20 protein-coding genes are annotated in these 23,526 nt (G+C 35.7%); 11 read left to right on the top strand and 9 right to left on the bottom strand.

The features are described from left to right. Window positions 1–40: 40 nt before the first annotated feature. The 8 genes from ilvN (at window position 41) to ilvA (ending at window position 10,377) form a co-directional block, all read left to right on the top strand. Entirely contained in the window at window positions 41–556 is a 516-nt protein-coding gene (gene ilvN, locus ACKU4N_RS16030) for an acetolactate synthase small subunit (RefSeq protein WP_321318057.1), read from the top strand. Between the two features lie 103 nt (window positions 557–659). Then, window positions 660–1,706: a ketol-acid reductoisomerase gene (gene ilvC / locus ACKU4N_RS16025; RefSeq protein WP_321318055.1), complete on the top strand. Its 1,047-nt coding sequence runs from the start codon at window positions 660–662 to the stop codon at window positions 1,704–1,706. A gap of 454 nt (window positions 1,707–2,160) precedes the next feature. Further along, window positions 2,161–3,654: a 2-isopropylmalate synthase gene (locus tag ACKU4N_RS16020; RefSeq protein WP_321318053.1), complete on the top strand. Its 1,494-nt coding sequence runs from the start codon at window positions 2,161–2,163 to the stop codon at window positions 3,652–3,654. A 215-nt stretch (window positions 3,655–3,869) separates the two neighbouring features. Next, the gene (gene leuC / locus ACKU4N_RS16015; RefSeq protein WP_321318052.1) at window positions 3,870–5,270 is read left to right on the top strand and encodes a 3-isopropylmalate dehydratase large subunit; all 1,401 of its coding nucleotides are present in this window, start codon (window positions 3,870–3,872) and stop codon (window positions 5,268–5,270) included. Window positions 5,271–5,361: 91 nt separating this feature from the next. Beyond that, the gene (gene leuD / locus ACKU4N_RS16010) at window positions 5,362–5,946 is read left to right on the top strand and encodes a 3-isopropylmalate dehydratase small subunit (RefSeq protein ID WP_321318050.1); all 585 of its coding nucleotides are present in this window, start codon (window positions 5,362–5,364) and stop codon (window positions 5,944–5,946) included. A 14-nt stretch (window positions 5,947–5,960) separates the two neighbouring features. Further along, window positions 5,961–7,532, top strand: coding sequence for a hydroxymethylglutaryl-CoA lyase-like TIM-barrel protein (locus ACKU4N_RS16005; protein WP_321318048.1), 1,572 nt, complete (start codon window positions 5,961–5,963; stop codon window positions 7,530–7,532). A 61-nt stretch (window positions 7,533–7,593) separates the two neighbouring features. Continuing rightward, complete coding sequence (gene leuB / locus ACKU4N_RS16000) at window positions 7,594–8,664, top strand: 3-isopropylmalate dehydrogenase (RefSeq protein ID WP_321318046.1); 1,071 nt, start codon at window positions 7,594–7,596, stop codon at window positions 8,662–8,664. A gap of 453 nt (window positions 8,665–9,117) precedes the next feature. After that, a complete protein-coding gene (ilvA, locus tag ACKU4N_RS15995; protein WP_321318044.1) occupies window positions 9,118–10,377 on the top strand; it encodes a threonine ammonia-lyase IlvA in 1,260 nt (419 codons plus the stop codon). 334 nt (window positions 10,378–10,711) lie between these two features. Here the strand turns inward: ilvA and ACKU4N_RS15990 are convergent, their stop codons facing one another. The 8 genes from ACKU4N_RS15990 to ACKU4N_RS15955 all read right to left on the bottom strand — a co-directional run bounded on the left by ACKU4N_RS15990 (window position 10,712) and on the right by ACKU4N_RS15955 (window position 17,094). After that, on the bottom strand, window positions 10,712–11,578 hold the full coding sequence (locus ACKU4N_RS15990) for an IS3 family transposase (RefSeq protein WP_321322743.1): 867 nt from the start codon (window positions 11,576–11,578) through the stop codon (window positions 10,712–10,714). Between the two features lie 32 nt (window positions 11,579–11,610). Beyond that, complete coding sequence (locus tag ACKU4N_RS15985; protein WP_321317798.1) at window positions 11,611–11,919, bottom strand: transposase; 309 nt, start codon at window positions 11,917–11,919, stop codon at window positions 11,611–11,613. An 18-nt stretch (window positions 11,920–11,937) separates the two neighbouring features. Further along, entirely contained in the window at window positions 11,938–12,564 is a 627-nt protein-coding gene (locus ACKU4N_RS15980; RefSeq protein ID WP_321318042.1) for a hypothetical protein, read from the bottom strand. Between the two features lie 71 nt (window positions 12,565–12,635). Further along, on the bottom strand, window positions 12,636–13,100 hold the full coding sequence (locus tag ACKU4N_RS15975; protein ID WP_321318040.1) for a hypothetical protein: 465 nt from the start codon (window positions 13,098–13,100) through the stop codon (window positions 12,636–12,638). 72 nt (window positions 13,101–13,172) lie between these two features. Then, window positions 13,173–14,102, bottom strand: a complete 930-nt coding sequence (locus ACKU4N_RS15970) for a hypothetical protein (protein WP_321318039.1) — start codon at window positions 14,100–14,102, stop codon at window positions 13,173–13,175. 170 nt (window positions 14,103–14,272) lie between these two features. Further along, on the bottom strand, window positions 14,273–14,944 hold the full coding sequence (locus ACKU4N_RS15965; RefSeq protein ID WP_321318038.1) for a hypothetical protein: 672 nt from the start codon (window positions 14,942–14,944) through the stop codon (window positions 14,273–14,275). Between the two features lie 243 nt (window positions 14,945–15,187). Continuing rightward, window positions 15,188–16,015, bottom strand: a complete 828-nt coding sequence (locus ACKU4N_RS15960; RefSeq protein ID WP_321318036.1) for a hypothetical protein — start codon at window positions 16,013–16,015, stop codon at window positions 15,188–15,190. A 350-nt stretch (window positions 16,016–16,365) separates the two neighbouring features. After that, window positions 16,366–17,094: a DUF6261 family protein gene (locus ACKU4N_RS15955; protein WP_321318033.1), complete on the bottom strand. Its 729-nt coding sequence runs from the start codon at window positions 17,092–17,094 to the stop codon at window positions 16,366–16,368. Window positions 17,095–18,103: 1,009 nt separating this feature from the next. Here ACKU4N_RS15955 and ACKU4N_RS15950 point away from each other — a divergent pair. From ACKU4N_RS15950 to ACKU4N_RS15940, 3 genes are all read left to right on the top strand, one after another. After that, window positions 18,104–19,639, top strand: a complete 1,536-nt coding sequence (locus ACKU4N_RS15950; RefSeq protein WP_321318032.1) for a TldD/PmbA family protein — start codon at window positions 18,104–18,106, stop codon at window positions 19,637–19,639. Window positions 19,640–19,683: 44 nt separating this feature from the next. After that, window positions 19,684–21,000 (top strand): TldD/PmbA family protein, encoded by a 1,317-nt coding sequence (locus ACKU4N_RS15945; protein WP_321318030.1) that lies wholly within the window; start codon window positions 19,684–19,686, stop codon window positions 20,998–21,000. Between the two features lie 111 nt (window positions 21,001–21,111). After that, a complete protein-coding gene (locus ACKU4N_RS15940; RefSeq protein WP_321318029.1) occupies window positions 21,112–22,719 on the top strand; it encodes a SusR family glycan utilization regulator in 1,608 nt (535 codons plus the stop codon). 121 nt (window positions 22,720–22,840) lie between these two features. On the opposite strand, the gene ACKU4N_RS15935 is transcribed toward ACKU4N_RS15940, so the two are convergent. Further along, window positions 22,841–23,443: a BT1926 family outer membrane beta-barrel protein gene (locus ACKU4N_RS15935; protein WP_321318027.1), complete on the bottom strand. Its 603-nt coding sequence runs from the start codon at window positions 23,441–23,443 to the stop codon at window positions 22,841–22,843. Window positions 23,444–23,526 lie beyond the last annotated feature (83 nt).

Raw genomic sequence — 23,526 nt, 5'->3', positions numbered from 1 at the left:
TATCTCGTATCTCATTTCTCACATCTAATATCTAAATAAAATGAAAGAATATACAATTACAGTTTTTTCTGAAAACGACATCGGTTTGTTGAATGAAGTAACCATCGTTTTCTCGAGAAGAAAAATTAACATAGAAAGCTTAACTGTTTCCGAATCGGAAGTAAAAGGAGTTTCCCGATATACCATTGTTGCTTTTATGGATGAAATGAAAGTTGAGAATGTGGTTCGTCAAATAGAAAAGATCATCGGGGTATTTAAGGCCTTCTTTTTTGAGGCTGATGAGATTGTTCATCAGGAAGTGGCACTCTTTAAAATTGCAAATTCTCCCGATTTGAATGGAAATCTGGAAGCATTAATGAGAAGTCAGAATGCGAAAATTCTTACCGTTCATCCGGATTTTCTGGTGATTGAAAAAGTGGGATATAAGGCTGAAAACCAGGAATTATTCAATGAATTGGAGCAATTTGGTGTACTTCAGTTTGCCCGTTCGGGTCGGGTTGCTGTATCCTGTCAGCAAAAAGAATTTACAAGTTATTTAAAAGAATTATCAAATTAAAAATAGATGTAAGATGATAGAAATGAGATGTGAGAAAATAGAATCGTTCACATTTCACTCTCAAAATCTAATATCTAAAATCTAATATCTAAAAATAGAAAAAATGGCAACAATAAACTTTGGTGGCGTTGAAGAAAAAGTAGTTACACGTGAAGAATTTTCATTGGAAAAAGCACGTGAAGTAATGAAAGATGAAACCATTGCGGTTATCGGATATGGTGTTCAGGGACCAGGTCAATCATTAAATTTAAAGGATAACGGTTTTAACGTAATCGTTGGTCAGCGTAAAGATTCTAAAACCTGGGATAAAGCTGTCGCTGATGGTTGGGTTCCAGGAGAAACTTTATTCGAAATCGAGGAAGCTCTTGACAAAGCTACCGTTATTCAATATTTGTTATCAGATGCCGGACAGATTGCTGTGTGGCCAACAGTACAGAAATATTTGAAACCTGGAAAAGCGCTTTATTTTTCTCATGGTTTTGGTATCACCTACAAAGAGCGGACGAATATTGTACCTCCAGCTGATGTTGATGTTATCTTGGTTGCTCCCAAAGGATCAGGAACCAGTTTAAGAAGAATGTTTTTGGAAGGACGTGGTTTGAATTCTTCGTACGCGATTTTTCAGGATGCAACAGGAAGAGCTTTCGATCGTGTTGTGGCATTAGGAATTGGTGTTGGTTCAGGTTACCTGTTCGAGACCACTTTTAAAAGAGAAGTTTACTCGGATTTAACGGGTGAGCGTGGCACATTGATGGGATGTATCCAAGGAATTTTTGCTGCACAGTATGAAGTTCTTCGTTCTAACGGACATTCTCCTTCTGAAGCGTTTAACGAAACTGTAGAAGAGTTAACTCAGAGTTTAATGCCATTGGTTGCTGAAAATGGAATGGATTGGATGTATGCAAATACTTCAACAACAGCACAACGTGGAGCATTGGATTGGTGGAAGCCTTTCCGTGATGCGACTAAGCCGGTTTTCGAAAAATTGTATAAAGAGGTTGCTGCCGGTAACGAAGCACAACGTTCTATTGATTCGAACAGTCAAAGCGATTATCGTGTGAAACTGGATGCTGAATTAAAGGAACTTCGCGAAAGTGAAATGTGGCAGGCGGGTACTGCCGTTCGTAAATTAAGACCGGAAAATAACTAGAAATACATTCAAAACCTGACAGGTTTTTAAATCCTGTCAGGTTTATTTCAAGCTTGGATGTCCCATTAATAAGAAAACAAAGTTTGCCTTAGTTTGCAGGTTAATAGGGATTTATGTTTGGTTTGTGTTTCTGGAAATGTATTTGAATTAGTTTGAAGATCGTAGTTGCAAATGAATAATTGTTTTTCCCAAAGGCCATAAGTTTTTAGGTTTGTCAGGGATTGGGAGATTTCTCCTGTTATTCTAAAACAGTACAAAATTTTAGTAAGATGATTTATGACAGTATTCTTATTGGTTTTAACCTGATTATTGATCTCATTATTGGAGAATCAACAAGGAAGACTGTGTAATATCCCAACTAATGTAAGGTTATAAAGCAAGGTTCTTCCGAAGACAGGGGGGATTTTTTTTTGCAGCAAAAACTAGTAACAGTATACGTAAAAACACAAATACAATGAGTGATAAAATATTTATTTTCGACACCACACTTAGAGATGGTGAACAAGTTCCGGGATGTCAATTGAATACAATTGAGAAAATTGAAGTAGCCAGAACTTTAGAGGCTCTTGGAGTGGATGTTATAGAAGCAGGTTTTCCTGTTTCAAGCCCGGGAGATTTCAATTCAGTCGTCGAAATAGCCAAGGCGGTTAGTAATCCCATTATCTGTGCTCTTACCCGTGCTGTTGAAAAGGATATTGAGGTAGCTGCTGAGGCTCTTAAATTTGCGAAAAGAGGAAGAATTCACACCGGAATCGGTACTTCTCCTTATCACATAAAATCAAAATTGAATTCAACCCCCGAGGAGATACTTGACCGTGCTGTCCGCGCAGTAAAGTATGCCAAGCGTTATGTCGAGGATGTTGAGTTTTATGCCGAGGATGCCGGTCGTTCAGATAATGAATATTTGGCCCGTGTAGTTGAAGCGGTAATTAAAGCAGGTGCTACGGTTATTAATATTCCTGATACAACAGGATACTGCCTTCCCGGAGAATATGGTGCTAAAATAAAGTATCTGATGGAGAATGTATCCAATGTTCACAAAGCTATTTTATCAACTCATTGCCATAATGATTTGGGTATGGCTACAGCTAACTCTTTAAGCGGCGTAATTAATGGAGCCCGCCAGGTAGAGGTCACCATAAACGGAATTGGTGAACGGGCAGGAAATACTTCATTGGAAGAGGTGGTGATGGCTATTAAAACGCATCATGCCTTGCCTTTTCACACTGATATTAAAAGTCAGGAAATTTATGCCGCCAGCCGTTTGGTTTCTTCTTTAATGAACATGCCTGTTCAGGCAAATAAAGCCATTGTTGGAAGAAATGCATTTGCTCATTCATCAGGAATTCATCAGGATGGATTCTTAAAAAACAGAGAGAATTACGAAATTATCGATCCTGTTGATGTTGGGATTAAGGAATCGGCAATTGTATTAACCGCAAGAAGCGGACGTGCAGCCTTGAATCATCATTTAAGTCAAATGGGTTATACATTATCTAAAGATCAGTTAGATGATGTTTATACCCGGTTCTTGGTGGTTGCCGATCAGAAAAAGAATTTGACAGAGAAAGATCTTTCAGAATTAATGGGAGATACTAATGATTTACAGAAGTCAGTGGAATTGGAATTACTGCAGGTAGTTTCCGGTAAATCAACCATTCCAATGGCAACGGTTCATCTGAAAATAAAAGGGGTTAATTGTGCTGCTACAGCAGAAGGAAACGGGCCGATTGATGCTTGTTTTAATGCTGTTAAAAAACTAATTGAACAAGAGTTTACCTTGGGCGAATTCCTGGTTCAGGCGCTTACCCGCGGAAGTAATGATCTTGGAAAAGTTCATGTTCAGGTAGAACACAAAGGACGTGTACATTATGGCTTTGGGGCTAATGTTGATATCATTACAGCTTCCGTTGAAGCATTGGTTGATGCACTTTCCAAGATAATATAGGATAGAATTAGAAGGAAATATTCAGAAACTATTTGAATTTGTTTTTAGAATTTTTTTTCGATGAAAGATGAAGCGTAACAAGGCAAATTTTATGCGAATAGTAGTTCTATTTTAAATGGAATTTAACGCAGTTAGGCTTTATTTATTCATATAAAAAAAACTGAAGGATAAATTGAAACAGTTTCTTAAATACAGAATCGTATTAAAAGAGTTATATGGAACCAAAAACACTATTTGATAAAGTATGGGATGCTCACGTGGTTGAGAAAATTGAAGGAGGCCCTAGTGTATTTTATATTGACAAGCATTTGATTCACGAGGTAACCAGTCCTCAGGCATTCTCTGGATTAGAGGCAAGAGGATTGAAAGTTTTTCGTCCTGAAAATACCATTGCGACTCCAGATCATAACATTCCGACAGAAAATCAGCATTTAACGATTAAGGATGAATTGTCGAGAAAGCAAGTTGAAACTTTAACGGCTAACTGCGAGAAAAATAACATTACACTTTATGGTTTAAATCATCCATATAATGGGATTGTTCATGTTGTTGGTCCGGAGCTTGGACATACACAACCGGGAATGACTCTGGTTTGTGGCGACAGTCATACTTCAACGCACGGTGCTTTTGGAGCTGTAGCTTTTGGTATTGGTACTTCGGAGGTAGAAATGGTTTTGGCAACTCAGTGTATTTTGCAGCCGAAGCCTAAAAAAATGCGAATTACTATTGATGGGCAACTGCAAAAAGGCGTTACCGCAAAAGATCTTACACTTTATGTGATAGCACAGCTGGGAACCGGCGGTGCAACCGGATATTTCGTTGAATATGCCGGATCAGCTGTCAGCAGTTTGAGCATGGAAGGTCGAATGACTGTTTGTAATATGAGCATCGAAATGGGAGCCCGTGGAGGAATGATTGCTCCTGATCAAACTACTTTCGATTATGTAGAAGGTCGTGAATTTGCACCAAAAGGCGATGAGTGGACAAAAGCTTTGGCCAAATGGAAAGAGCTGAAAACTGATGAGGGAGCTAAGTTCGATAAGGAGTATGCATACAAAGCTTCGGATATTGAACCAATGCTTACTTATGGAACCAATCCAGGAATGGGAATTGGTATTTCAGGAAGTATTCCAACAGAAAAAGATGTAGATGCAACAGAGTTGCCAACATTTAAAAAGTCATTGGACTATATGGGATTCAACCTGGGAGACAAGCTGATGGGTAAAAAGGTTGATTATGTTTTTGTGGGTAGTTGTACCAATGGTCGTATTGAAGATCTTCGAATGTTGGCTTCGGCTGTAAAAGGAAAGAAAAAGGCAGATTCAGTTACTGCATGGATTGTTCCCGGATCAAAACAAGTTGAAAAACAGGCCATAGAAGAAGGTTTGGTTGAGATTTTGGAAGAAGCAGGATTTAAAATGCGTCAGCCTGGTTGTTCTGCATGTTTAGCCATGAATGATGATAAAATTCCGGCAGGAAAATATAGTGTTTCTACTTCGAATAGAAATTTTGAAGGAAGACAAGGCCCTGGTGCAAGAACAATGTTGGCCAGTCCGCTTACAGCTGCCGCAGCTGCTATAACCGGAGTTGTTTCCGATCCAAGAGAATTGTTTTAATCAAATTCAGTTATCAGTAAATAGTAATTAGTAAACAGTATTTGGTTAGCATTACGATAGCTATCGGCTAACTGCTAAAAGTTAAATAATTATGCCAATAGATAAATTTACCACATTGGAATCGACATATGTACCGCTTCCTGTTGAAAATGTGGATACAGATCAGATTATTCCTGCACGTTTTTTAAAGGCAACAAGCCGTGAAGGATTTGGTGAAAATCTTTTCCGTGACTGGAGATATACTCCTGATGGAAAAGAAAACCCGGATTTTGTTTTGAATCAATCAGAATATTCAGGACAAATTTTAGTGGGTGGAAAAAATTTTGGAAGTGGATCTTCCAGAGAACATGCAGCGTGGGCAATTCACGATTATGGTTTTAAAGTTGTGGTAAGTAGTTTCTTTGCTGACATTTTTCAAAACAATGCATTAAATAACGGAGTGCTTCCGGTGATTGTTTCGCCTGAATTTTTGTCAAATCTATTCGATGAAGTTGAGAAAAATAAAGATCAAAAAATTGTAGTTGATCTGGAGAATCAGAGCATTAGCTTGAATGGTAAAAGCGAAAGATTTGTAATTAATCCTTACAAGAAAAATTGTTTGCTGAATGGATTCGATGATATTGATTTCCTTCTCGCAAGAAAAGAAAAGATAGAGGCTTTTGAAGCTAATAACTAATAGAACAAGTAAAAATGAACGAACTGCGCAGCCTGGAAATAATGGACACTACCCTAAGGGATGGTGAACAAACTTCTGGGGTAAGCTTTAATTCCGAGGAAAAGTTAGGAGTTGCAAAATTATTGCTTCAATCCTTAAAAGTCGATCGGGTTGAAGTAGCCTCAGCCAGAGTATCAGAAGGAGAATTTAAGGCAGTACAGCGAATTACCAAGTGGGCAGAGGAAAACGATTGTCTGGATAAAATTGAAGTTCTGGGTTTTATCGACGGAACAGCCTCTCTTGATTGGATTCATGCAAGTGGAGCAACAGTGGTGAATTTGCTTTCGAAAGGTTCGTTGAAGCATTTGCAGGGACAGCTGAAAAAAACACCGGGACAACATGTTCAGGATATTAAGAATTCCATTGCTTATGCTTCAAATTTAGGAATCAAGGTGAATTTATATCTTGAAGATTGGTCGAATGGAATGATTTCTTCACGGGATTACGTATGGTATCTTTTGGATGAGTTGCAGCACGAAAATATTCAGCGTTTCATGCTGCCCGATACTTTAGGTATTATGAATCAGGTTCAGGCTTTCGATTTTTGTTATGCCTGCCGCGAAAGATACCCTAAACTGCATTTTGATTTTCATGCTCATAACGATTACGATTTGGCTGTTGCAAATGTATATTCGGCTGTGTTGGCTGGAATGAACGGTATTCATACAACGGTAAACGGTTTGGGCGAAAGAGCGGGAAATGCTCCTTTGGCCTCTGTAGTTGGAGTGATAAAAGATCATTTGGCCCGGAAAATAAATGTCGATGAGAATAAAATAAATCGCGTAAGCAGAATCGTAGAGACTTTTTCAGGAATACGTATTCCTGCCAATAAGCCTTTAGTTGGTGAAAATGTATTTACACAAACTTGTGGTGTGCATGCCGATGGCGATTCAAAGGACGATTTGTATTTCAATCGTTTAATGCCTGAAAGATTCGGACGTGAACGTAAATATGCGCTTGGAAAAACCTCTGGAAAAGCAAATATTAAAAAGAATTTGGAGGAGTTAGGGATTACTTTGGAAGAAGAAACCATGAAACTGGTTACACAACGTGTAATCGAATTGGGAGATAAAAAAGAAGTAGTTACCATTGATGATCTTCCTTATATTGTTTCGGATGTTTTGAATCAGACCATGGATGAGATGCCGATTCAGGTGAAACATTATTCATTGTCTTTATCAAAAGGAATGCGTCCGTTTGTATCCATTAATCTGGAAGTGAATGGAAAAATGTACGAAGGAACATCTTCCGGCGATGGTCAATACGATGCTTTTATGAATGCCATTTGGAGTATTTATGACGAATTGGGCAAAGACCGGCCGGTACTTACCGATTACCTGGTTCGAATTCCCCCGGGAGGAAAGACAGATGCTTTGGTGGAAACTTTTATAACCTGGAATTACAAAGGAAAAGAGTTTAAAACCAGAGGATTGGATCCGGATCAGATCGAGGCGGCAATAAAGGCTACTCTTCGAATGCTTAATTTAATTGAGCAGCACGATAACGCACATAGTGAGCAGTTGTCTGAAAATAACAATAAAAACTAAAAATGTGTAATTGGATTTTGAGACAATTCAATAATCTAATATCTAAAGATCTTACAACAAAATGAAGTACAAAATAGCAGTATTGGCCGGAGACGGAATTGGTCCTGAGATCGTTGCCCAGGCAAGAAAAGTTACCGATGCAATTGTTCAAAAATTTGGACACGAATTTGAGTATACCGAAGCTCTGGTTGGAGCTGTTGCCATTGATGAGGTAGGTAATCCTTATCCTGATGAAACACACGAATTGTGTATGAATTCGGATGCCGTTTTATTTGGTGCCATAGGTCATCCCCGGTTTGATAATGATCCATCAGCAAAAGTTCGTCCGGAGCAAGGATTGTTGGCCATGCGTAAAAAATTGGGCTTGTATGCTAATCTTCGTCCGGTAAATACTTTTAAGTCGCTGATTCATAAATCTCCATTAAAAACAGAATTGGTTGATGGGGCCGATTTTATGTGTATTCGTGAATTGACCGGAGGAATCTATTTTGGCCGTCCGCAGGGACGTACCGAAGATGGAAAAACTGCTTACGATACATGCGTGTACTCCGCCGATGAAATTGAACGAATTGTTCGTTTGGGATTTGAATATGCAGGAAAACGCCGCAAAAAACTAACCATTGTTGATAAAGCAAATGTATTGGCTACATCAAGATTGTGGAGAGAAGTTTCTCAAAGAATTGAGCCTGAATTTCCTGAAATTGAAGTAGAATATATGTTTGTTGACAATGCAGCTATGCAGTTAATTACCTGGCCAAAACGTTTCGATGTAATGGTTACCGAAAATATGTTTGGAGATATCCTTACCGATGAGGCGAGTGTAATTTCCGGTTCGATGGGAATGCTGCCTTCAGCATCAATAGGTGTTCACACTTCGGTATTTGAGCCAATTCATGGATCTTATCCACAAGCTGCAGGTAAAAATATTGCCAATCCTTGTGCTACGGTTCTTTCTGCAGCCATGATGTTCGAATATGCATTTGGCTTGATGAAAGAAGGAGCTTTAATTCGTGAAGCAGTTGACAACGCATTGGAAGCAGGTATTGTTACTGAAGATATTGCTGATGGCAAAAAGGCTTACTCAACAAGTGAAGTGGGTGATTGGTTGGCAAATTACATTCAGAATGCTTAGTTAATGATCTGAGTTCGATTATTGTTTCCTTTTATAAACCGTTGAATTATCCTATAAACAGATCTTTAAACAGCAGGTAAATAGTATACTAGGTAACTAGTCATGAGTTTTCTAATTACTAACGACTGGTTACTTTTCCTGCTAAAAGCACCTAAGCAAAAAGTAAATTTTATAGATGATCAACAAGTTAACAATCGAACCCAGCTTAATACACATCATAAGTAAGAAGCTGTTTAAATTTGTTTTTAGAATTTATTATTGATGAAAAATGAAGCGTAATAAGGCAAATTTTATGAGAATAGTGGTTCTATTTAAATGGAATTTAACGCAGTTAGGCTTTATTTCTTCATGTAAAAAAACTGAAGGATAAATTTGAAACAGTTTCTAAGAATAAGCCTGAAGGAATTGCATACTTTCAGGCTTATTTATTTTTATAAAGAAAAAGGGGGAGACATGTCAAAAGAAATTTATTATCCGCTAATGGCGGATATTGTTAAAGCAAACAGGCGGGTTCAGGAGGTGGTGTTGGAAACTCCTTTACTTAAAAACTTAAATCTATCATCAAAAAACGAAGCAAATATTTATCTGAAAAGGGAAGATCTGCAACAGGTTCGTTCCTATAAAATAAGAGGTGCATATAATAAAATATCCAGTTTGTCGAAAGAGGTGCTGGCAAAAGGAATTGTGTGTGCAAGCGCGGGCAATCACGCTCAGGGAGTTGCCTATTCCTGCAATAAACTGAAATGTTTCGGAAAAATCTACATGCCCGAAACAACCCCTCGTCAGAAGATTAAGCAGGTGAAAATGTTTGGCGGCGATCAGGTGGAAATCATTCTTACCGGTGATACTTTTGATGATGCCTCGGCCAAAGCAAATGCGGATGCTCTGGAGCTGGGACAAACCATTATTCACCCGTTTGATGATCCAAAGATTATTGAAGGACAGGGAACCATTGGCTTGGAAATACTGAGGCAGCTTAAAGAGTGCATTGATTATCTGTTTCTGCCGATTGGCGGAGGCGGTTTGGCTTCCGGAGTAGGAGCATGGATCAAGGAATTTAGTCCGAATACAAAAATTATAGGTGTTGAGCCCGAAGGGGCTGCTTCCATGAAAATGGCATTCGAAAAAAAGGACAATGTGGCTTTGGAGACAATTGACCGCTTTGTAGATGGTGCTGCAGTAAGAAAAGTGGGAGATCTTACCTGGAAAATATGCGAAAAGGTTTTGGATGGAATTGTGGTTGTTCCGGAGGGACTCATCTGCTCAACCATTTTGCAGATGTACAACGAGGATGCAATTGTGGCTGAGCCTGCAGGGGCTTTATCCATTGCCGCTCTGCAAGTAATGAAAAAAGAAATAAAAGGGAAGAATGTGGTTTGCGTGCTAAGCGGAAGCAACAACGACATTACCCGCATGGAGGAAATCAAAGAAAGAAGCCTTTTGTACGAAGGTTTAAAACACTATTTCATGGTTCGTTTCCCGCAGCGTTCGGGAGCGCTGAAAGAATTTGTAAATGATGTATTAAGTCCTGGTGATGACATTACACATTTTGAATATTACAAAAAGAGCAGCAGGGAAAAAGGCCCTGCAGTGATCGGAATTGAAGTGCAAAACCCTACCGATTTAGAGCGCATACAACAACGAATGACCGAGCGAAATTTTATTTTTGAATACCTGAACGATAAAACGGATTTGTTTCAGTTCATTGTTTAAAAGTTTAGTTCATAACAACCAAAAAAGCGATAGTCCCAATTTGGGCTATCGCATTTTTTCTGTAGAAAATGTTATCGAATATTCTTTACTAGCGGGGGCTTTCGTTTTCTTCTATTTGGTTGGGTTCGTCTAGTTTCAAATCAAGTTTAATATCACAATGGTCAGATAACCATTTTTTAATTTCTAATGAAAGCTCATTTTTTCTCATTATGAATTCTTCGACTGTAAACTCAGGTATTGTAACTGTTTTGACCCCTGATATCCTAGAGTTTTATTCTATTTTTTAATTTTCATTTTTATAGAGCGATTTAGGCTCTGTCAAAATTTAATAATACTAAGCTATTTTCCCTAGCTTTTTAATTAAATGCTGATCCTGCTTCCACTTTTCATTTGGAGTAATTCTCCCAAGTAAACCATGTAATCTTTCACTATTATAGAATGGCACATATCTTTTTATAATCTGCTGTATTTCACCGAAAGTACGATAATCGACTCTGTCAAAGATATCTCTCTTTAAAGTACCATGATATGCTTCAATATGCGCATTTTCTTCAGGTGTTGCCACGTGAGTAAATTCTTGTTCAAACCCGACTAAATGAATGTAATCTCTCACATTACGAGCAATAAACTGACTTCCATTATCAGATCTGATTATCAGAGATTCTGGAGTTGGATATTCATCGACAATTGTTGATAATAATTCAATCACCTCTTTTTGCTTTACATTGAATGCAAAAGTATAACCTAATATTTTTCTAGTATGAACATCAATTATCGATAAAAGATAAGCGTTCTTTCCCATATTGGGAATCCAAATCATCTTGATATCCATTTCAAGACACTCCATAGGATGGCTTGTGTGAACCTTCCTAAATCTTACGAACTTGCGCCCACCACCACTTCTTTTAATTCTTGAATTAGGCTTTAAAAGTCCTGTATTACTCATTATTCTGTACACTTTCTTGTGATTGATCTTATAACCCTTACGCTGAAGATACTTTGTCATTATTCGATAACCACAATCAATAAACTCATGCTCCAATACGCCTTTTATAGCTTCTACAACAGTCCTTTCTTCAACCAGGCCATCGTTACTATGCTTGGTTTGCTTGCTAGGCAAAACACCTTTTCTGCCATTTAACTTCTCTTTATAGTAATAACTACTCTCAGAGAGTCCTACATACTTTAACAAATCTTTGATACTTGCAGTATATTTTTCGAAGAAACGATCTACTAGATTTTTCTTGGATCGTCTGTTCCAAACTTTTTTTTTAGAAGCTCTTTCTGAATTTCCAATTCTATTTCCCGGTCTGCTAAAAGCTTGCGTAGAATCCGAATCTCTTCCTCAGCTTTCTTCATCTCTGGACTGCTGTTATCATATTTAACTCTTAAGCCAGCTTCTCCCTTAGTATCGAACTTCTTTTTCCAATTATAGAAAGCTCCAGTACTAACATTATACCTTCTACAAACTTCTACTACATTACCAGTTTCTGCCTCGCTTAAAATGGCTAGTTTTTCTTCTAATGTCCAACGTCTTTTCATACCCTAAATTTAACTGTTTTAAATCTGAAATTTTACTCCAGTCTTTTTCGGGGCTAAACTAGTAACTAACCATTCCATAGGTTTGTCTTTTTCAAATTCAAAAGTCATTTTTGCATATTTTTCACTTTCTTTCTTGATTTTTTTTTCATCATCAAAAGAATAAACTTTAAAGAATTCTAACTTTTCTTTAATTTTGGTTGGAAGCCAATAACTATTTGCAATGTTCAAGATTTTTTTTGTTCCTTTTTCATAATCCTTAATGTCCACTGTCAATACTTTATCTTTCATATAAATATAAAAAGGTTCACGACTAAGTCTTTCAAAGTCATCAACTCCAAACCTCATAAAATACCTGAATTTTTTAGTGTAAATAATATAACTATTGCCTTTCAAAAGATCAACTAATTCAAGTACTTTATCCGTTCGTCTTTCAATAAACCTAGATTCTAAACCAAATTTTTGATACAATACTATAGCAATATATAATGCAGTCAAAGCTATAACTGTTCCGACTGCCGTAAATGATGCTGATAAAATTGTAAGTAAACTATCATCTTGACTAGCTAAGAAAAAAGGAGAAATTAAAGAAATTACAATAAAAATTACACTTACTATTAATAGCCATTTCTTTGACAAATTTTTCATTAGTTCAAATATGTTTTTTTTTATTAAATCTAATGGCAGTTCCTGCCACACGAACGCTTAGTTGTTAGTAGTTATTTATTTCTTTTCTTTGACATCCAATTATCAACCCTACCAAAAACAGTACCAGTTGCTTCTTTGATACTTAAAGAATCTATATCTGTTGGAATCCAGAACAGATCATGAAACGTAATCCTTAAAATATCATTATGTCTTTCTAGTGTGAAATTAGAGAGCGTTTCTAAGTTCTGCGGATCTTTCCAAAACGAAAATTGTAAGCTGTAATTCGGATCAGTTTGCTTATTAATTCCAAGTTCATCAACTAATATGAAATTGAATTGATTTTTGCCTTCTATAATAGCATCAAAAATATTAAAATGGACTTTTTTTAAGTGCCATATCCGAGTCATGTTGTTTTTTACTTTGTACTGCTCGACTGCATTTACTCCTTTCGCACGATTAGTATAATTCTTATACGAATAGCCTAAAATAGCAACTATCAGTATTAAAATTGTAATTATTGATTTAAATCTTACCATAGTATATCTCTGGTTTATAATAACAGCTAACTTCTCCCACTGCTAGCGTGAGAGCTTTTTGAAAAGTAAAAGCTAATTCTCATATTTATTATATCTCACCATATCAATTAAGGTGTCAATTTCCTGTATGTTAAAATATTCTTCATTCAATGTATCAAGACTAGTCGTTTTTTCTTCTTTCAATTTAGTAACAAAATCCACATATAATTTTGATGCTTTATAAAAATCTCCTTGAAGTTGATTATACTTATCTAAAGAGGCTTGATCTTTAAATATAAGTGTGTTGTTCTGAAATGTAATATTATTGTTTTCCGTTATTAAAAAATCAATGTTATTATTATATTTTTCGTAGTAGTCAATTTGAATTTGTTTCGTTTTATAAATGATTGACAAAGCCGTATTCATATTTTCTTTCAGTTCTACTATCATTTTTTCTGTTTCTGAATTGTCGTGTTCTTTTTGATAGTTCTCAAATTTGTCTAACCAGTTTTCACTTAAGGATAAACAAGTTTTATAATTCCACTTCTCAACTTCTTCTTGGTTATTAATATTCATTTTAATTTTTTTTAGAATATTAATATTCTTGATGTCTTCTGTTTTTGAGATGTCTGTACCATCAATTGAAGACAATTTGAAATGATATTCTTTCCTTTGGGAATTCGCCTCGGAAGCATATTGTTTTACTAATTCTTTTAGTTGTCCAACATCATCTTTTTTTGTTAGGAGTCCATATTGAGGCGAAAATAAAATTGATAAGACCATGAAAAATAACCAAAGTATTAAAAATGTATTTTTCATAACACTCCAAGAAAACTTTTTTCTAAATAAATCATACAACCCTTTTGCAAGCGATAATAGAAATGGGAAAATTAACATCCCTAAACTGTAACCTATAATTTCATTTGAGTGTAATTCTTGCCCTCCAAAATATTTAATTAATGCTGAAGACAAGAAAGTAATAATTATTACTATCCAGACAATTCTTTTTTTTAATGTTTCCATGAGATTATGTTTTGTTTTGTTGTTCTTGACGAAAGGATGCACCTATAAAAAAAACTGGCATGAATAAAAGTAACTGGTATTTTGTTTTTCCTTCTGCTTTGCAGAACACGAGCTACAAGCTCGCGGGGGTTAATCGGGTGTGCAACGGCTAATTTTGTTGCCCGTAGTTTTTAATTCTTTGGTTGCATCAACACAAAATTATTAATTAGAAAATTATATTTTTCTGGATTTTCATCATAAAAAATCTTGGGTACATGCAGACCAACAGAATATGTATAAGGTAGTTTATATATTGAATAAAATAGAGACTGCATTTCATATTCTATATCAACCTCTCTTACGATATAGTTGTATTTAATTTCAATTGACTCTCTATTACTTATGTATACTTTTCTTGGCTTGAAATTCCAAATGTCAGAATTCACCATTTTGGATAATATCTTGCGATAATTCTTCTCTAATCCCATGCTTTTATTGTCCCATAAATCCCAAATAGTAATTTTTTTTAATTTCATATCTTTCAATTCTATAACGTTTACTAAGAATGAAATAGCACTATCGATTTGTACACCCCTTATGATCGTGTGTTCTGAAACTCCTCTATCAATACTATAATTATTCGGAAAATCCATTGAAAATCCATACTTGAAATTCGAATAAATCAAGGAAAGAGAGTCTAAATGTTCAACAGAATTTCCTTCTAAATTACTTTCTTTATAAGATGCTTCAAAATCAGATATATACGCTTTAGTTTCAACATTGAGTTGCTTCAAATAAGTGAATGCTATAAGGAATATTACAAAAGCAACAAACACATAAAAATTTCGAACTTTTTTATCCATGGTATTTTCTCAATTTATTATAGGTTCTAATCCAATAGTATATAAACATTATTAAACCCGATAATGGTGTCAGAAGTATTGAAATTATCAAAATGTATCCCCAATCCTTTTTCTTGATTAGTCCAGCTGACATAAAAAATTCTTGAATTCTAAAAATCATATTTCTCTAAGGTTGATGAAAGTGTTAAAGTGTTTTCTTAAAATTACTGGGAACGGTCACTTGTAAGTTAGGGAGCGTATTTTTTATTTCACCATTAAATCATTAATCCTAAATTCAAGACAATCGCTTGTTCCAACCTGCACAATGCCACAGTTCTTATTATCGTGAATATTAATAATAAATTCTCCTGCCTCCAATAATGATAAATGATTATCAGCACATTCTGGAGTTAAGGCAATGTTTAAATCATTCTTTTCCCATTCGATAGTTGGGTATAAAATTCCGGAGACACCTACATTACTAAACTTTCTTTCTTTCATAACATTGAAAAATGCGCATGAAATCTTGTATTCTTCTAGCACATTAACTTTTCGCGCAAATTGATTGGAAATAAATTCAAAATGCGCTTGTATCCACTCATTTGTAAATAGGGGATTTGTTTTTAAGAAATTCAAATATTTAGCTTGGAGAATCTCATTTTTCTCTTGAAATTCTTTGTCATGAATAATTGGAATAACTTCTATAGGTTTATTTACAACCCATTTCCCAACTGTTATAATTTCATTTTTTCCAATCTCCCTGTTCTTGATTGATTGAGACGTTTCGAAAATTGCTGTTTTTTCTTTGTGTGAAGCGTAAAAAACTGATTGGTTAAAATAATTAGCTCTCCCAATCTTTATTTCTTGCAAATTGGTATTATGTGAAATATCTGACTTTGATTTAAACGAACGACCATTATTTAATCTGGCACGATAGAAAATTTGTCCAATTGGAATCGTCATAGTAACGAATGGTATTATTACTTGCTCATTAATAATATCATATATTCTTTGGTAACTATTTTCCAACATTAAATCAACTTTCTCAAGTGATTTTAAAGCTTTATAAGATTCCTGCAATTGGTCAATCATTGTCTTGTCAGTAGTTGATTTTAAATATGTACCCTAACGCAAAAGTGTATTTATCGACGCATATCGGGCGATAATATGTGTACTAAAGTAGTAAATCGAAACCAAGATTCAACCTGTCAAAGTTGCCAACTTGCAGGGATGTGAGTAATTGCACAAAAAAAGCTTTTCTATTTTGGAAAAAGGGCCAAGAGGAGAGTCATTTTATCTATTGCAGTTCGGCTTTAGCCAACTGAAATTAAAATATTCTGAGTGTTTTGCTTTAGCATCATCTTACTTCTATAATTTCCTGCTTGCAAGGGTATCATTAAAAACAAAGGGCTTCACATTGTGTGAAACCCTTAGCTGTAGTTTTAAAGCACTTCGGTATCTACTTCGTTGGTTTTGTAACGGCGTTTTACCAATTCGTTATTTTTAGCGATTAACTCGGCAATTGTTTTGGTGGTAGCTTCGTAGGTGGCAGGATTTACTTTTGCCATGGTGTTCATATATCCCATCAAGTCATCATTAATCGTTGTGATGCCTTCTTTCTTCAATTGACTTGCCGAAGCTAAATCTTTCTTCACACTCTCGCCCTCGGCTTGTTGCAAGGCCAAATTTTCAAAATCTTTTTGAGCCATATCTAATTTTGCAATTGTTTCGGGAACACCTTGCAGTTTTGCTATAGCAGCTATAACATCAGGCTTATTTAAATCGTTGAGTAAGGAGGCAATATCTGCCGATTCCTCGGAATAATCTTCTTTTTGTATTCTCAAACCATACTGTACTAATACATTGTTTACTATCAGAGCTGCATTTTGCACTTCAACAATAGGAATATGTAAATAGCCTTCTACCAACTTAAACAAGGCTTTAATTTCCGTATCGCGCACATGGTCTTTCTCTGCCAATTGAGAGTAAATTGTTAATCGCTTTAAAGCCTCGGTGAGTGCGGTGTTTATTGCACTTACTTTTGTAATAATAGAAGTTAAATAAATGTCGGAGCTCCAATCGTATTTCGCAAATGCTTTTAGAATAAGGATTAGTAGAGCACTAAGGTCGCCATTACGACTGGTTGTCTTAATTTTGGAAATCAATGTCATAACTTATCATTTTAAATTAATATTTATGGATTATTCAAACTGTCATTTTTTGTTTTGTACTCAGTACATTGTGTCAAAACCCAGGTTGTGAAGCTTTGTACTCCCTACATTGGGCAAAAACTTAAGTTGTGAAGCTTTGTATTCAGTACATTCGGTAAAAACCTAAGTTGTGAAGCTTTGTATTCAGTACATTTGGCAAAAACCTAAGTTTTCAGGCTTTGTACTCTGTACATGGAATAAAGGATCAATTTCTTGTCTTTGCTATATGTTCATTGATCAAAAAATAATTATTTAATAAATTAATGATTTTTTTTTGATCAGCATGTTCCTGTTTTTGTTTGTATCTGTATTGTTATAAATTAATTAAGTTTATTTTTGCAGGAGGTGTAACAAATATAGTATTTTTTACAATTGAACAAAAAATATTGTAAGTTATTGTTCATTTTTCTTCTATGATCAATAGTTTATTGTATTCTGCCGATTCCTTTGCACATACTCTTACCCAATGCCTATTATTTTATGTGGCTAAAGCCTGTTTATTAGCTTCCTGTTATCTGTTGCCTGAAACAAGAGCAATAAACAGTTTGATTCTCTTTTTACATCAGTAAATGTTTTGCGATTTTTTTATCTGTTGCAGTTTGACTTTAGCCAACTGAAATTTGAATCATGTGGCTAAAGCCTATCTATTCACTTCATGTTATCAGTTGCTTAAAAGCAACTGCAATAGATGTTTTGCATTAGTTTTATTTCACTCTCTCAATCATTTATATTTTCTATTGCCTAAAAAATAAGAGCAATAAACAGTCTGGTTTTCTACTTGCATCAGTAAATGCTTATCGCTTTTTTTAAAGCTTGATAGTATATGAATCTTTCCTGCATTGTTCAGCTTCAGGATTTTGTCTGTTTATTTGTGATTTTCACCAATAAGGTTTTGTTATGATAATGAAAAGTCTTAACTTTTTGGTCACCAAAGAATTCAAAGAAAACCCAAACCCTAAAAAACTTTTATATGAACAATGAATTTTCAAGAAGAGAGTTTATCCGAACAGGATCTTTCTCTTTAGCGGGAATGGCAATTTTGCCCTCATTCTTAAGCATGGGATGCAATCGGATTACCGAACAATCGGGCTTAGAGGAGTATTACTCTCATTTTAATGTTGACAGAGAAATGCTGCAAAAAGTGATGGCTGAAGCATTATCAAGAGGAGGAGATTATTGTGATCTGTATTTCGAACATTCTCTTTCAAACTATGTTGGACTTCAAGACAAGCAGGTAAATCGTGCAGGATCTAACATTGACTATGGAGTAGGTGTACGCGTTTTAAAAGGCGATCAGACCGGTTATGCTTTCTCAGAGGAAATTTCTTTGGATGCCATGAAAAAAGTAGCCAAAACTGCAGCAAGTATTGCAAATGAAAGCAAAAAGTTTCCACCCATTAATTTGCAGGAAAGAGTACATCCTGAATTCTGTAAAATTAAAACTTCCTGGGAGGATGTATCTATCAAGCAAAAAATACCATATCTCCAGAAATTGAACGATAAGGTATTCAATTTGGATGATAAAGTAGCTAAGGTTCAGGTGTATTTGGACGACAGTTCTTCTTATATTCTTTTTGCGAATTCCGAAGGCGTGATCAGTTTTGATTATCGCCCGATGGTGAGTTTTATTGCTGTTTGTGTTATGGAAAAAGGAGATCGGCGGGAAGATTTCTTTGCATCCCGTTCCATGAGAACCGGATATGAATATTTGAATGAAGAGCTGATGGATGAAATCGCAAATGAAGTTGTGGTGGGAGCCAATAAACAATTTGAAGCTGTAAAACCAAAAGCAGGGCAAATGGAGGTGGTTTTAGCTGCCGGAGGCGCTGGTATTCTATTACACGAGGCAATGGGACACGCATTCGAAGCTGATTTTAATCGGAAGGAAACCTCAATCTTTAGCGATAAAATGGGGCAAAAGATAGGAGAAGATTTTGTGACTATTATTGATGATGGAACCAATCCAAATTATAGGGGAACTCTGAATATTGATGATGAGGGAATCCTTACCCAGAAAACAAAAATGGTTGAAAATGGTGTGTTAACCAGTTATCTGCACGACAGAATTAGTGCAAAATATTACAATGTGGCACCAACAGGAAATGGTCGCCGGGAATCTTTCCGTTATGCCCCAATTCCGCGTATGAGAAATACATATATGGAAGCCGGACCTCATAGCAAAGAAGATATTATTGCCAGTGTTAAGGATGGAATTTATGTGGATACATTTACAAATGGAGAAGTGCAAATTGGAGCAGGGGATTTTACTTTCTATGTGAAATCGGGTTATTTAATTGAAAATGGTAAACTGACCCAACCAATAAAAGATGTAAATCTGATTGGTAATGGGCCGGAAGCTCTTCGTCAAATCTCAATGGTAGGTAAGGACCTTAAAATTGATTGTGGAACTGGAACTTGTGGTAAAGGCGGACAAGGAGTTCCTGTATCTATGGGATTGCCGACGGTTAAAGTAGCACAACTGACTGTTGGTGGGGTTAATGCTTAATCATGCATTAGAGTTTACTTGTAATCAATTAAAAAGAAGTTTCGATGAAAGACAATAAAAAAGTGGAATTGGCCCAATGGGCTTCCAAATATGCCACAGAAAATGGCGCAAAAGAAGTTTCAGTTTCTGTTTATGATTCTAAAGAATCAGAGGTTGAAGTGAGAAAGCAGAAAATTGAAAAAATACAGGAATCGATTCAAAGTGGATTAAGCCTTAAGCTTTATGTGAACGGTAAATACTCAACACATTCTACAAATCGATTGGACAGGAACGATCTTGAAAAATTTATCAAGGAGGCTATTCTGGGCACGAATTATTTAGCCGAAGATCAATATCGTTCTTTACCAGATCGTCATCTTTGTTATGATGGAACCGAAAAGGATCTGAAATTATTTGATTCAAATTACGACTCGATAGATCCTCGTCAGAAAATCGATTTGGCCATGCAGGTTGAGGCTGAAACGACAGGTATGGACGAAAGAATTATCAGCGTTACCGGATCTTATAGTGATGGATCGTACCGTAGTTATTTAGTGTTGAGTAATGGCGTTGACGGGTTTAAAGAATCAACGTCTTATTCTATTGATGCAAGTGCGTCAATTAATGGAGGTGATAGTCGTCCAAGTGATTATCATTATAATGCCGCAAGATTTTGGGATCAGTTATCTGGAGAAGGTGTTGGGAAATATGCTGTTGAAAGAGCTTTAAGGAAAATTGGAGCCAAGACTATTCAATCGGGAAAAATGGAAATGCTGATTGAAAACAGATCAGTAGGCCGTGTATTTAATTCTCTGCTGCAACCCATGTTTGGTTATAACCTTCAGCAAAAAAGATCCTTTTTAGAAGGAAAAATTGGTCAAAAAATTGCTTCTGATTTATTGAGTATTACCGACAATCCATTTATTGAATCAGGACGTAATTCACGATTGTATGATGGTGATGGTTTGGCTTCCCGTAAAATGACGGTAATAGAGAATGGTATACTTCAGACCTACTATATTGATGATTATTACGGTAAAAAGTTAGATATGGAACCAACTACAGGCTCGTCATCTAATTTGATTTTTGAACTGGGAGATAAAGACTTATCAGCTTTGACCAAAGATATGAATGAAGGTATTTTGGTAACTGGTTTTAACGGAGGTAATTCCAATTCAGCAACGGGTGATTTTTCGGTTGGAGTAGAGGGCTTCTATGTTAAAAAAGGAGAAATACTTCATCCTGTATCAGGAATGAACATTACCGGAAATCATAAAGAGATTTGGAATAATTTAATTGCGATTGGTAACGATCCATTAACTGATCGTTCGTGGCAAACACCAAGTATGCTGTTTGAAGGTGTCGATTTTAGTGGATTATAATATTGCGATAATAAGTTTAACTCAGCCCTGTCAATTTGATAGGGCTTTTTTGCTGCAGAAAATATTAATCTTACTTTTACCCCTTGTTCAGCAAACCCATATTCAATAAGCATGTACAGAAGTGTCATTCTAACGTTTTTTGTTCTACTAAGTCTGAATTCTTTCGGACAAAATGATTCTCTTGCATTTCAGTTTGCCGAGGCGAATAAATATATTGAAGCGAAAGACAGCATTGTTCAGGTAAAAAAGAACAAAATCGCCTTGCTGACAGATTCCCTGCATCATTCAAATTTTGAGGACCGAAGAAACGAGGAGTACAATTTATTGGTGAGATTGACCAAAGAATACGAGTATTTTGTTTACGATTCGGCTTTTTATTATGGGAATTTGGCATTGAAAACGGCTTATCGGTTAAAGGATGCATCAAAAATTGCTGAAGCCAAGTCAAATGTTTCCCTGATTCTTCTGCTCCGGGGATTATACAAGGAAACCATCGACAGCATTCAGACCATCGATCCGATGGCCTTGGATCAAAAAAAGCGCATTGACTTTTATTCTGTGGCTTATCGTGCCTATTACGATTTATCCAATTCCCGTTGGGGATATTATGCGCCCAAATACCGCGAAAGCGGGAATTTATATGTGAAGAAAATTGCAGCAGAGGGTGATCCTGAATCTTTCGAATATATTCTGGCTTTGGCATTAAAAAGTCAGAATAATAACGCCAGTTACGATGTTCAAAAGTATTGCACATCCTTACTGAATAAAAAGGATTTAACCCCGCATCAGGCTGCGATAACCAATTGTATTTTGGGCATTTCGTATTTAAAACTGCAGGAGAAAGAAAAAGCAAAATATCATCTATGTAAAGCTCTTGTTGGTGATATTCAGTCTACCACAAAAGAAACTTTGGCGGCGAAAGTATTGGCAGAACTACTTTTTCACGACGGAGATTTAGAGAAAGCAAACCGGTTTATCTCCGAAGCTCAGAGGGATGCGGTATTTTACGGCAGCAATGCGCGGCAATTGGAGATATCATTCATTCGGCCCGATATTGAAGCTGCTGTTTTGAATAAAGTAGAAAAGGAAAAAAAGATCATATCCAATATTTCTCTGATCGTGTCTCTTCTGGCCTTGCTGTTAATTTCTTTTTCCATCATTATCTACCGGCAGGTAAAGGAATTGAAAAAAGCCCGTAAGGAGATTTTGGAGAGCAATAGTAATCTTCGGCAATTGAATGAACAGCTTCGTGAGGTAAGTAAAATTAAGGAAGAGTATGTTGGTTACTATTTTAATTTCAGCTCGCAGTTTATCGAGAAACTGGAAGCGATGAAAAAAGCCGTTTCGCGCCAGCTAATCACGAAGCAATATGATGCCATCGAATCGGAATTGAAAAAATACAATTCGAAGAAAGAACGCGAGAATTTGTTTCAAGACTTCGATCGGATTTTCCTGAAATTGTTTCCTGATTTTGTGAATCGATTCAATCAATTGTTCGAAGAGAAAGATCGAATCATTATAAAAGATTCTCCATGTTTAAATACCGATTTACGGATTTTTGCCATGATACGCTTAGGAATAAACGACAATGAGAAAATAGCCGGTATTCTAAATTTTTCGGTGAATACCATCTACACTTATAAAACGAAAATTAGGAATCGTTCCATTTATCCCAATGAAGAATTTGATTTAAAGGTGATGGCGATTAAGTCGGTTTAACTGTAATTAATACTCATCCCATATCAAGGCACAATAAATTGTTTTGCACGAAAAAACTCCCAATTTGTTGGTAGACAGTTTGGGAGTTTGTTTTTTATTTGAGTACTATTAATCAATAGACTTAAAAGCGATAAGCTAAGGATAATAGGACAGAAGAACTATCAAAACCATATCTAATATCGGAATGGTCTACTTTGTTACTATACTCTGGAATCCTTCTTTCTTCCGATGTTTGTCCAAATGTATATTTAAGGTAAGGCAGAACTTCTGCACCTAATATTAATTGATCACTAATTATATAATTTAAACCAAACACTAGATTAAGTCCAGGTGTAAATAAATTACTTTTTCTTTTACTTGGATCAGTGGTAGATCCATTGTTTTCTTTTGAGTGATTATATCCAAATGATAAATCGAAGCCATATCTGTATTCAAGATTTTCTGTAATAAGTTTTCTGTATTCTTTTCCAGCTCTAAAACTTAATCCGAATTGTTGAGAATCACTATCATTAAATGCTTTGTCTGAATTTCTATCTTCATTCATCCCTGATAAAAAAATGGTATTGAATCTCCATAATGACTGTTCTGTACCAATTTTATAGCCGAAGCCAAATTCATCCAAATTTCTAAAAGTGAGACCAACCTCTTTTATTTTAGTTGTTTCTTGAGCCATTACAAAAGTTGATAGAGCAAGGGCCACTAATAAGATTACCATTTTTTTCATGTTCTATAGTTTTAGTAAATATTATTTATAATTGTTACTATCTAACAATATTTATGCCAATATGTATTAATGTGTTATTTTAT

The organism is Labilibaculum sp., assembly GCF_963664555.1.
Lineage (GTDB): Bacteria > Bacteroidota > Bacteroidia > Bacteroidales > Marinifilaceae > Labilibaculum.
Note: the sequence above shows the minus strand (reverse complement) of the source record. Positions and strands in the feature narration are given on the sequence as shown.

What these genes read in the sequence shown, in the direction of transcription:
- ACKU4N_RS15960 (WP_321318036.1), bottom strand. Translation starts at nt 16,015, where the DNA reads ATGATTGACCAATTGCAGGAATCTTATAAAGCTTTAAAATCACTTGAG.
- ACKU4N_RS15980 (WP_321318042.1), bottom strand. Translation starts at nt 12,564, where the DNA reads ATGAAAAATTTGTCAAAGAAATGGCTATTAATAGTAAGTGTAATTTTT.
- ACKU4N_RS15970 (WP_321318039.1), bottom strand. Translation starts at nt 14,102, where the DNA reads ATGGAAACATTAAAAAAAAGAATTGTCTGGATAGTAATAATTATTACT.
- ilvA (WP_321318044.1), top strand. Translation starts at nt 9,118, where the DNA reads ATGTCAAAAGAAATTTATTATCCGCTAATGGCGGATATTGTTAAAGCA.
- leuD (WP_321318050.1), top strand. Translation starts at nt 5,362, where the DNA reads ATGCCAATAGATAAATTTACCACATTGGAATCGACATATGTACCGCTT.
- leuB (WP_321318046.1), top strand. Translation starts at nt 7,594, where the DNA reads ATGAAGTACAAAATAGCAGTATTGGCCGGAGACGGAATTGGTCCTGAG.
- ACKU4N_RS16020 (WP_321318053.1), top strand. Translation starts at nt 2,161, where the DNA reads ATGAGTGATAAAATATTTATTTTCGACACCACACTTAGAGATGGTGAA.
- ACKU4N_RS15985 (WP_321317798.1), bottom strand. Translation starts at nt 11,919, where the DNA reads ATGAAAAGACGTTGGACATTAGAAGAAAAACTAGCCATTTTAAGCGAG.
- ACKU4N_RS15940 (WP_321318029.1), top strand. Translation starts at nt 21,112, where the DNA reads ATGTACAGAAGTGTCATTCTAACGTTTTTTGTTCTACTAAGTCTGAAT.
- ACKU4N_RS15935 (WP_321318027.1), bottom strand. Translation starts at nt 23,443, where the DNA reads ATGAAAAAAATGGTAATCTTATTAGTGGCCCTTGCTCTATCAACTTTT.
- ilvC (WP_321318055.1), top strand. Translation starts at nt 660, where the DNA reads ATGGCAACAATAAACTTTGGTGGCGTTGAAGAAAAAGTAGTTACACGT.
- ACKU4N_RS15950 (WP_321318032.1), top strand. Translation starts at nt 18,104, where the DNA reads ATGAACAATGAATTTTCAAGAAGAGAGTTTATCCGAACAGGATCTTTC.
- ilvN (WP_321318057.1), top strand. Translation starts at nt 41, where the DNA reads ATGAAAGAATATACAATTACAGTTTTTTCTGAAAACGACATCGGTTTG.
- ACKU4N_RS15955 (WP_321318033.1), bottom strand. Translation starts at nt 17,094, where the DNA reads ATGACATTGATTTCCAAAATTAAGACAACCAGTCGTAATGGCGACCTT.
- ACKU4N_RS15975 (WP_321318040.1), bottom strand. Translation starts at nt 13,100, where the DNA reads ATGGTAAGATTTAAATCAATAATTACAATTTTAATACTGATAGTTGCT.
- leuC (WP_321318052.1), top strand. Translation starts at nt 3,870, where the DNA reads ATGGAACCAAAAACACTATTTGATAAAGTATGGGATGCTCACGTGGTT.
- ACKU4N_RS15965 (WP_321318038.1), bottom strand. Translation starts at nt 14,944, where the DNA reads ATGGATAAAAAAGTTCGAAATTTTTATGTGTTTGTTGCTTTTGTAATA.
- ACKU4N_RS16005 (WP_321318048.1), top strand. Translation starts at nt 5,961, where the DNA reads ATGAACGAACTGCGCAGCCTGGAAATAATGGACACTACCCTAAGGGAT.
- ACKU4N_RS15945 (WP_321318030.1), top strand. Translation starts at nt 19,684, where the DNA reads ATGAAAGACAATAAAAAAGTGGAATTGGCCCAATGGGCTTCCAAATAT.